This is a genomic window from Streptomyces sp. NPDC058000, assembly GCF_042886435.1.
Lineage (GTDB): Bacteria > Actinomycetota > Actinomycetes > Streptomycetales > Streptomycetaceae > Streptomyces.
In genome coordinates this window covers 1-11,336 of record NZ_JBHVQS010000116.1, presented here as the reverse complement: position 1 = coordinate 11,336, position 11,336 = coordinate 1, and the positions used below count along the sequence as shown (strand labels likewise).

General features: G+C 74.0%; 1 pseudogene. It reads left to right on the top strand.

The annotated features are described in order from the left end of the window. Positions 1 to 4: 4 nt before the first annotated feature. A pseudogene (locus ACFVT2_RS42860) lies at positions 5 to 11,305 on the top strand (SDR family NAD(P)-dependent oxidoreductase); the annotation flags it as partial. Positions 11,306 to 11,336: the final 31 nt, after the last annotated feature.

Sequence of the window (11,336 nt, the reverse complement as noted above, 5' to 3'; positions counted from 1 at the left end):
TGTGGTGGGGTCGTTGACGGCCGAGCGGTTGGCGGCGGTCCTGCGGCCCAAGGTGGATGCCGCCTGGCATCTGCACGAGGCCACCAAGGACCTGGACCTCGCCGCGTTCGTCCTCTTCTCGTCCGTCTCCGGCCTCTGGGGCGGCGCCGGACAGGCCAACTACGCGGCGGGCAACACCTTCTTGGACGCCCTGGCGCACCACCGCCGCGCGGCCGGACTGCCCGCCACGTCCCTGGCGTGGGGCCCGTGGTCGCAGGACGGCGGCATGACCGGCACGCTGACGGACGCCGACCTCCAGCGGATCGCCCGTGCGGGCATGCCCGCACTCAGCCCCGCGGAGGGCGCCGCGCTCTTCGACGCCGCGCTGGCCGCCGACGACGCGCTCGTCCTGACCGTCCGCCTCGACCTGGCCGCACTGCGGAAGCAGGACGACGTACCGGCGGTGCTGCGCGGCCTGGTCAGGACCCGGGTCCGCCGCTCGACGGTGGCCGGCTCCGCCGCGGTCGCCGGCCTCGTGGAGCGCCTGTCCGCGCTGGGCACGGTGGAACGGCGCGAGGCCCTGCTGGACCTCGTGCGCGCCCAGGTCGCGGTCGTCCTGGGCCACGCGGGCCCGGAGACGGTCGACCCGGACCGTGCCTTCCAGGACCTCGGCTTCGACTCGCTGACCGCCGTCGAGCTGCGCAACCGGCTCAACGCGGCCACCGGCATGCGCCTTTCGTCCACCGCTGTGTTCGACTACCCCTCGGCGGGCGTGCTCGTCGACTTCCTCCTGGACGAGCTGTTCGGCGCCCACGACCAGGACGCGCCGGTGCTCGTGGGTCCGAACCCGCTGGCAGCGGCCGACGACCCGGTCGTGATCGTCGGCATGAGCTGCCGCTACCCGGGCGGCGTCGCCTCCCCGGAGGACCTGTGGCGCCTGGTGTCCGAGGGCACGGACGCGGTGTCCGACTTCCCGACGGACCGCGGCTGGGACGTGGAGTCCCTCTACAACCCCGACCCCGAGGCCATCGGCACCTCGTACAGCCACTCCGGCGGCTTCCTCCACGAGGCACCGGAGTTCGACCCCGGGTTCTTCGGGATGAGCCCCAGGGAAGCGCTGGCGACGGACTCGCAGCAGCGGTTGCTGCTGGAGACCACCTGGGAGGCCATCGAGCGGGCGGGCATCGACCCGACGTCGCTGCGCGGCAGCCGGACCGGTGTCTTCGCCGGCGTGATGTACGGCGACTACGAACAGCTCCTGGTCGCCGACCAGTTCGAGGGCTACCGCAGCAACGGCAGCGCGGCCAGCGTCGCTTCGGGCCGGGTGTCCTACACCTTCGGTTTCGAGGGTCCGGCGGTGACGGTCGACACGGCGTGCTCGTCGTCGCTGGTGGCGATGCACCTCGCGGCGCAGGCGCTGCGTTCGGGCGAGTGCTCGCTGGCCCTGGCCGGCGGCGTGACGGTGCTCTCCACCCCGACGATGTTCGTGGAGTTCTCGCGGCAGCGCGGCCTGGCGGCGGACGGACGGTGCAAGTCGTTCGGCGACGGCGCGGACGGCGTCGGCTGGGGCGAGGGCGTGGGCATGCTCGTGCTGGAGCGCCTGTCGGACGCGCGCCGCAACGGGCACCGGGTGCTGGCCGTGCTGCGGGGTTCCGCGGTGAACCAGGACGGTGCGTCGAATGGTCTGACGGCGCCGAACGGTCCGTCGCAGCAGCGGGTGATCCGGCAGGCGTTGGCCAGTGCGGGGTTGTCGGCTGCGGACGTGGATGCGGTGGAGGCGCACGGTACGGGCACGACGTTGGGTGACCCGATCGAGGCGCAGGCGCTGTTGGCCACCTATGGGCAGGACAGGTCGGCGGACCGGCCGTTGTGGTTGGGTTCGATCAAGTCGAACATCGGTCACGCCCAGGCCGCGGCCGGCGTCGCGGGCGTCATCAAGATGGTGCAGGCGATGCGGCACGGCGTACTGCCGAGGACGCTGCACGCCGATGCCCCGTCGTCCCACGTGGACTGGAGCGCCGGTGCGGTGGAACTGCTGGCCTCCGCGGTCGAGTGGCCGCAGGGCGAGGGCCCGCGTCGCGCGGGCGTCTCCTCCTTCGGTGTCAGCGGCACGAACGCGCACGTCATCCTGGAGCAGCCCGAGCCGATCGCGGACGACGCCGCTCCGGACGTCGCCGAGGAGGAGCCCGGCGCGCTGGCGTGGGTGCTCTCCGGCAGGAGCGAGGCCGCACTGCGCGGCCAGGCGGCCCGTCTGCTGTCCCACGTCGCCGGCCGCGACGCGCGCTCCGCGCGGGACATCGGCCGCTCCCTGGTGACCGCACGGGCGAGCTTCCCCCACCGCGCGGTGGTGTGGGGCCAGGACCGCGAGGCGCTGGTGCTCGCCCTGTCCGCCCTCGCGGTCGGCGAGGCCGACGCCGGCCTGGTGGAGGGCACCTCCGGCGCGGGCAGGACGGCCTTCCTGTTCTCCGGCCAGGGGTCCCAACGCCTCGGCATGGGACGGGAGTTGTACGACAGTCAGCCGGTCTTCGCGGCGGCGTTCGACGCGGTGTGCGCCGCCTTGGACGAGCACCTGGACCGTCCCCTGCGGGACGTCGTGTGGGGCGAGGACGCGGACCTGCTGAACCAGACCGCCTACGCCCAGGCCGGGTTGTTCGCACTGGAGGTGGCGCTGTACCGGTTGACGGAGGCGTGGGGCGTGCGCGCCGACTTCGTGGCCGGCCATTCGATCGGCGAGGTCGCCGCGGCGCACGTGGCGGGGGTCTTCTCCCTTCCGGACGCGTGCGCGCTGGTGGCGGCCCGGGGTCGGCTGATGCAGCAACTGCCCACGGGCGGGGCGATGGTGGCGATCAGGGCGACGGAAGAGGAGGTCCTTCCGCACCTGACCCAGGACGTCTCGATCGCGGCGGTCAACGGTCCGTCGTCGGTCGTGGTCTCCGGCGCGGAGGACGACGTCCTCGCCGTGGCCGCGCACTTCGAGGGGGAGGGCCGCAAGACGACCCGGCTGCGGGTCTCGCACGCCTTCCACTCGCCGCTCATGGAACCGATGCTCGACGAGTTCCGCGCCGTGGTGGCGCGGCTGTCCTTCGGCGCGCCGACGCTCCCCATCGTCTCGAACCTGACTGGTCGCCCGGCCGAGCCCGAACAGCTCCGCCAGGCCGACTACTGGGTCCGGCACGTGCGCGAGGCGGTGCGTTTCGCGGACGGGGTGGCGGCGCTGCACCAGGAAGGCGTGACGCGCTTTCTCGAACTCGGTCCGGACGGTGTGCTGTCGGCGTTGGCCGAGGAGTCACTGACGGACGACGTGGTGCTCGCTCCCGTCCTGCGCAAGGACCGGCCCGAGGAGACGGCGCTGCTCGGTGCCCTGGCGCACCTGCACGTCCACGGCGCCGGCGTCGACTGGGCGGCGCTGTACGCCGGTACGGGTGCGCGGTGGGTGGACCTGCCGACGTATGCGTTCCAGCACGAGCGGTTCTGGCCGTCGGGTCGGGTGGCGCGCTCCGGCGACGTGCGGTTCGCGGGCCTGGACTCCCCGGCGCACCCACTGCTCGGCGCCGCGGTCGAACTGGCCGGTTCCGGGGGACTGTTGTTCACCGGACGGCTCTCGTCGTCCGCCCATCCGTGGCTGGCGGACCACGTGGTCCTCGGCTCGGTCGTGGTGCCCGGAACGGCGCTGGTGGAGCTGGTGCTCCGGGCGGCCGACGAGGTCGGCTGCGACCTGCTGGAGGAGCTGACGCTGGCCGCCCCGCTGGTGCTGCCCGCCTCGGGCGGCGGAGTGCAGGTGCAGGTGTGGCTGGGCGAACCGGATGAGTCGGGCCGCCGCTCGGCGTCGGTGCACGCCCGGGAGACCGAGGGTCCCTGGACCCTGCACGCCAGCGGTGCCGTGACCTCGGGGGCCCGAGCAGTCGCCTTCGACGTCGCGGCCTGGCCCCCGCCGGGCGCCCAGCCGGTGGACGCGGCGGACTGCTACGACGCGCTCGCCGACGCGGGGCTCACGTACGGCCCGGTGTTCCGGGGCCTGCGGGCCGCCTGGAAGCTCGGTGCGGACGTCTACGCCGAGGTGAGCCTCCCGGAGGGTACGGACGGCGGCACCTACGGCCTGCACCCCGCGCTCTTCGACGCCGCCCTGCACGCGGCGGCAGCCGGCGACGGGGAGGTGACCGGCGTCCCGTTCTCGTGGAGCGGAGTCGCCCTGCACGCTTCCGGGGCCTCCCACCTCCGCGTCCGGATCCGCACCACCGCGAACGGCATGTCCGTGGTGCTCGCGGACACCTCCGGTGCCCCGGTCGCCTCCGTGGACTCCCTGGTGGCGCGTCCGCTCTCGGCCGCGCAGGTACAGGCCGCCGACCGGGACAGCCTCTTCACGGTCGACTGGGTCCCCGTCCCGCTCACGGGTGAACGCATCGAACCGGGCACCGGACCGCAGGGCGAGCCGTTGCGGACCCTCGCGGACCTGACCGGCCCGACCGTGCCGGCGACGGTCCTCGTCGCACCCCCCGCCGACGCCGCGGGCGTGGTGGAGTCCGTGCACCGCACCGCCGCCTGGGCGCTGGAAACCGTGCAGGCGTGGTTGGCGGAGGAGCGGTTCGCGTCCTCGCGCCTGGTGTTCGTGACCCGGGGCGCGGTGTCCGGCGCGGACCTCGCGGCCGCCGCCGTGCACGGCCTGGTCCGCTCGGCGCAGTCGGAGAACCCGCAGCGCTTCGGCCTGGTGGACCTCGACGACGACGCCGACCGGAGCGTGCTGGCGCAGGCCCTCGCGACCGACGAAGGGGAACTGCTGGTGCGCGGCACCGAGGTGCTGGCACCGCGGCTGGCCCGTGCCCACTCGGAGCACGCGGAGCGCTGGGACACCGACGGAACGATCCTCGTCACCGGCGGTACCGGGGGCCTGGGCAGTGCTGTGGCGCGGCATCTGGTGGCCGCCCACGGAGTGCGGAGCCTGCTGCTGGTCAGCCGGCGCGGCCAGACTGCCGAGGGCGCACCCGAGCTCGTAGCCGAACTGGCGCGGGCCGGCGCGGAGGCGGTGGTCGAGGCGTGCGACGTCTCGGACGCGGCGGCGGTGGCCGACCTGATCAGCCGGCATGAGCCGACGGCCGTGGTGCACACGGCCGGCGTCCTCGACGACGGCGTGGTGGAGTCGTTGACTCCGGAGCGCCTGGCGGGGGTGTTGCGGCCGAAGGTCGATGCGGCCTGGCACCTGCACGAAGCGACCAAGGACCGCGACCTGCACGCCTTCGTGGTGTTCTCGTCCGTGGCCGGCACGGTCGGCAGCCCCGGCCAGGGCAACTACGCGGCGGCGAACGCCTTCTTGGACGCGTTGGCGCGCCACCGTCGCGCACAGGGACTGCCCGCCGCGTCGCTGGCGTGGGGGGCGTGGACCCAGGACAGCGGGATGACCGGCGCCCTCACCGACGTCGACCTCCGGCGCCTGGCCCGTCAGGGCATGCCGCCGCTGTCGACCGAGGAGGGCCTGGCCCTCTTCGACGCCGCGCTCGGCACCGGTGAGCCGGCGCCACTGCCCGTCCGCCTGGACCTCGCGGCGCTCCGCGCACAGGGTGAGCCGCTGCCGTTGCTGCGCGGCCTGATCCGCACGCGGACCCGCCGGTCCGGCGCCGTCGCGGCAGCCGGCCTCGCACCGCGGCTGACCGGGCTGTCCACGGCGGAGCGGCGCGCGGCGCTGCTCGACGTCGTACGAGCCCAGATCGCGGCGGTCCTGGGGCACGCGGGCCCGGAGACGGTCGCCCCGGACCGGGCCTTCCAGGACCTCGGTTTCGACTCGCTGACCGCCATCGAACTGCGCAACGTACTGGCCAGGGCCACCGGTCTGCGGCTCCCGGCGACAGCCGTGTTCGACTACCCGACGGCCGACGCCCTGGCGGACCACCTCCTGGGCGAGCTGTTCGGCGCGGACACCGCGGCGCCGCTCGCGGTGTCCGCCCTCCCGTCCCTGACGGACGACCCCGTGGTGATCGTCGGCATGAGCTGCCGGTTCCCGGGCGGCGTCGCCTCGCCGGAGGACCTGTGGTGCCTGGTGTCCGAGGGCGTGGACGCGGTGTCCGACTTCCCCACCGACCGCGGCTGGGAGATCGAGGACACCCACGACCCCGACGCCGAGGGCGCCATCGACACCCGCTCCGGTGGGTTCCTCAAGGACGCGGCGCAGTTCGACCCGGAGTTCTTCGGGATGAGCCCCCGCGAGGCCCTGACCACCGACGCCCAGCAGCGGCTGCTGCTGGAGACGACCTGGGAGGCGCTGGAGCGGGCCGGCATGGACCCGGCGACCCTGCGGGGCAGCCGGACCGGTGTCTTCGCCGGCGTGATGTACCACGACTACTCCACGCTGCTGTCCGGGCGCGAGTTCGAGGGCTACCAGGGCAGCGGCAGCGCGGGCAGTGTCGCCTCGGGCCGAGTGTCCTACACCTTCGGTTTCGAGGGCCCCGCCATCACGGTGGACACGGCGTGCTCGTCGTCGCTGGTGGCGCTGCACCTGGCGGCCCAGTCGCTGCGGCAGGGCGAATGCTCGCTGGCGCTCGCGGGCGGCGTGACGGTGATGTCGACGCCGTCGACGTTCGTGGAGTTCTCCCGCCAGGGCGGTCTCGCCGAGGACGGGCGCTGCAAGGCGTTCTCCGACGGCGCGGACGGCGTCGGTTGGGGCGAGGGCGTCGGCATCCTGGTGCTGGAGCGCCTGTCGGACGCGCGCCGCAACGGACACCGCATCCTGGCGACCGTGCGGGGTTCCGCGGTGAACCAGGACGGTGCGTCGAATGGTCTGACGGCGCCGAACGGTCCGTCGCAGCAGCGGGTGATCCGGCAGGCGTTGGCCAGTGCGGGGTTGTCGGCTGCGGACGTGGATGCGGTGGAGGCGCACGGTACGGGCACGACGTTGGGTGACCCGATCGAGGCGCAGGCGCTGTTGGCCACCTATGGGCAGGACAGGTCGGTGGACCGGCCGTTGTGGTTGGGTTCGATCAAGTCGAACATCGGTCACGCCCAGGCCGCGGCGGGCGTGGCGGGCGTCATCAAGATGGTGCTGGCGATGCGGCACGGTGTGCTGCCGAGGACGCTGCACGTCGATGCCCCGTCGTCCCACGTGGACTGGGACTCCGGTGCTGTGGCCCTGCTGACCGCCGCGACCGAGTGGCCGCAGGGCGACGGCCCGCGCCGCGTCGGCGTCTCGTCCTTCGGGATCAGCGGCACGAACGCGCACGTCATCCTGGAGCAGCCCGAGCCGGTCACGGACGAGGCCGCACCGGACGGCACCGAGGACGGGGCGGCCGATGCCGCCGCGTCGGTGCCGGTGCTGCTGTCGGGCCGGAGCGAGCCGGCGCTGCGGGCCCAGGCGGCCCGACTGCTGGCCCGTCTGGCCGACGCCGACCCCAGGACCCGGGTCACCGACGTCGCCCACGCGCTGGCGACCGGCCGTGCGGCGTTCTCCCACCGTGCGGTGATCCTGGCCGCGGACCGGGAGGACCTGCTGCGCTCGCTGTCGGCCCTGGCCGACGGCCGCACGGAGCCGGCCGTCGTGGCGCACGACCGCGCCCGGTCGGGCAGGCTCGCCTTCCTCTTCTCCGGCCAGGGCTCGCAACGCCTCGGCATGGGACGGGAGTTGCACCGCACCCAGCCGGTGTTCGCGGCGGCGTTCGACGCGGTGTGCACCGCCCTGGACGCGCACCTGGACCGCCCGCTGCGCGAGGTCGTCTGGGGCGAGGACGCGGAGCTGCTGAACCAGACGGGGTACGCCCAGGCGGCACTGTTCGCGATCGAGGTGGCGCTGTACCGGCTGGTGGAGTCGTGGGGCGTCCGCCCGGACCACCTCCTGGGGCACTCCGTCGGGGAGATCGCCGCCGCGCACGTCGCCGGCGTCTTCTCCCTCTCCGACGCCTGCGCGCTGGTGGCGGCCCGCGGTCGGCTCATGCAGCAACTGCCGTCCGGCGGAGCCATGGTGGCGATCCAGGCGACGGAGGAAGAGGCGCTGTCGCACGTGTCGGAGACGGTGTCGATCGCGGCGGTCAACGGTCCGTCGTCGGTCGTGGTCTCCGGTGCGGAGGACGAGGTGCTGGCCGTGTCCGCGCACTTCGAGGGGAAGGGCCGCAAGACCAGCAGGCTGCGGGTCTCGCACGCCTTCCACTCGCCGCTGATGGAACCGATGCTCGACGAGTTCCGCACCGTCGCCGGCGGCATGACGTACGACGCGCCGCGCCTGCCCGTCATCTCCAACGTGACCGGCGAGCCCGCCACCGCGGAAGAGCTGTGCTCCGCGGAGTACTGGGTCAACCACGTCCGCGCGGCCGTACGGTTCGCCGACGGGGTCGCCGCGCTGGCGGCCCAGGGCGTGACGCGCTTCCTGGAGCTGGGCCCCGACGGTGCCCTCTCCGCGCTCGCAGCGGAGTCCGCCGCGGACGGATCGGCTCTCGTTCCCGCGCTGCGCAAGGACCGGCTCGAGGCGACGGCACCGCTCACGGCGGTGGCGCGGCTGCACGCCCACGGCGTGCCGGTCGACTGGTCCGCCGTCCTCGCCGGTTCGGGTGCGCGGTGGGTGGACCTGCCGACGTACGCGTTCCAGCACGAGCGGTTCTGGCCGGCGGGAGGGGCGGCTCGGGCGGGTGACGTGCGGTCCGCGGGACTGGGCTCGATCGGGCATCCGCTCCTGGGTGCCGCGGTCGAACTCGCCAACTCCGGCGGCCGGTTGTTCACCGGACGACTGTCGACGTCCGCGCAACCGTGGCTGGCCGACCACGTGGTGCTGGGATCGGTACTGGTGCCGGGAACGGCGCTGGTGGAGCTGGTGCTGCGGGCGGCCGACGAGGTCGGCTGCGCTGCGCTGGAGGAACTGACGCTGGCCGCGCCGCTGGTGCTGCCCGCGTCGGGGTCCGCGGTGCAGGTGCAGGTGTGGATGGGCGAGCCCGAGGACGAGGGACGCCGACCGGTGTCCGTCCACGCCCGCGAGGGCGAGGGCCCCTGGACGCTGCACGCCAGCGGTGCGGTGGCCCCGGCCACCGATGCGGTGGTGGCGTTCGAGGCGGCGGCCTGGCCCCCGCAGGGCGCCGAGCCGCTCGACGTGGCGGACTGCTACGAGGACTTCGCGGACGCCGGGTTCGCGTACGGCCCGGTGTTCCGGGGCCTGCGGGCGGCCTGGAAGCTCGACGCGGACGTCTACGCCGAGGTCCAGCTCCCCGAAGGGACCGACGGCGCCGCCTACGCGCTGCACCCCGCGCTCTTCGACGCCGCCCTGCACGCGGGGCTCCTGGGCGGCGGGGGAGCGGCCGAGGCCCGTGTCCCCTTCTCCTGGAGCGGTGTCTCCCTGCACGCGTCCGGCGCCTCCCGGGTGCGGGTCCGGCTCCGCTCCACCGGCGACGGCACGCAGATCGCCCTCGCCGACCCGACCGGCGCGCCGGTGGCCTCGGTCCGGTCCCTGATCGCGCGCCCGATCAGCACCGGGCAGTTGCAGACCGGCGACCGTGACGCGCTCTTCCAGGTCGACTGGACCGGCATCCACCTCGCGGACGAGCCGGCCGACTCGCTGGCCGTGCTCGGCAAGGACGCCCACGGCATCCTCGACGAACTGGCGCTCCAGCCCCATGCGGACCTCGACGACCTGGCGGAGGCTGGTGTCCCCGACATCGTGTTCGCCCCGTCGGCGGTCGCGCCCGCCGGGATGGTGGAGTCCGTCCACGCCGCGGCCGCCTGGGCTCTGGCGAGGGTGCAGTCGTGGTTGGCCGACGAGCGGTTCGCCGACGCACGGCTGGTGTTCGTCACCCGTGGCGCGGTGTCCGGAGCGGACCTCGCGGGTGCGGCGGTGTGGGGCCTGGTGCGCTCGGCGCAGGCGGAGAACCCGGGCCGCTTCGGCCTGGTGGACGTGGCGGAGGAGGCCGAAGTGGCGCTCCTGCCGCGGGCGTTGGCCTCGGACGAACCGCAGTTGCTGGTGCGCGCCGACCAGGTCCTCGCCCCGCGGGTGGCCCGGACCGAACGCCCGGACGCTCCGGAACCCGCCACCGCCTGGAACTCCGGCACGGTGTTGATCACTGGTGGTACCGGTGGTCTGGGGCGTGTGGTGGCGCGGCACTTGGTTGCTGAGCATGGTGTGCGGAGTCTGTTGTTGGTGAGTCGGCGGGGTCCGGATGCCGAGGGTGTTGAGGAGTTGGTGGCGGAGCTGGGTCGGTGTGGTGCCGAGGTTTCGGTCGTGGCGTGTGATGTGACGGATCGGGGTGCTGTCGGGGAGTTGGTTTCCGGGCATCGGATCGGTGCGGTGGTGCACACGGCGGGTGTTCTCGACGACGGTGTGGTGGGGTCGTTGACGGCCGAGCGGTTGGCGGCGGTCCTGCGGCCCAAGGTGGATGCCGCCTGGCATCTGCACGAGGCCACCAAGGACCTGGCACTGGACGAGTTCGTCGTCTTCTCGTCGGTCGCCGGCACGTTCGGCAGTGCGGGTCAGGCGAACTACGCGGCGGGCAACGCCTTCTTGGACGCCCTGGCACAGCACCGCAGGGAACGAGGGCTGCCGGCCACCTCGCTCGGGTGGGGCCCGTGGTCGCAGGACAGCGGCATGACGGGCACGCTGTCCGAGGCCGACGTGCAGCGCATGGCCCGTTCGGGCATGCCGCCGCTGTCCGTCGAGGAGGGCCTGGCCCTCTTCGACGCCGCGCTGGCCGCCGACCGGCCCGCCGCGCTTCCGGTCCGTCTGGACCTGGCGGCACTGCGTCGGCAGGGCGAGGTTCCGTCTCTGCTCCGCGGGTTGATCCGGGTCCCGGGGCGCCGGGCGGCGGCCACCGCGGACGGTGACGCGGCGGCGGCCTTCGCCCGGCGCCTGACCGGCCGGTCGACGGCGGAGGGCCGCGAGGTCGTCCTGGACGCCGTGCGCGGCCAGGTGGCGGTGGTCCTCGGACACACCGGAGCCGCGGAGATCGACGAGGACCGTGCCTTCCTGGACCTCGGCTTCGACTCCCTCACCGCGGTCGAACTCCGCAACCGGCTGGGTGCCCTCACCGGGATCCGCCTGCCGGCGACCCTGCTCTTCGACTACCCGACGCCGGCGGAGCTGGTCGACCACCTCCACGCCCGGATCGCCCCCGAGGCGGCCTCCGGCCCGGAGGCACTCCTGGGCGAGCTCGAACGGCTGGAGAGGGCCTTCGGCGGGCTCGCCGTCACGGAGGAGGTCCACGAGCAGGTGGCCGGTCGCCTGGAGGTCCTCCGGGCGAAGTGGGACGCCCTGCGGGACGCCTCCACGGCAACCGGGCAGCAGGCCCCCCGATCCGATGCGGACTTCGACTTCGAATCCGCCTCCGACGAAGAGGTCTTCGACCTCCTCGACAACGAGATCGGCCTGTCCTAGAAATCGTCGGGGCGGCGGGCGGTGGCGGGAC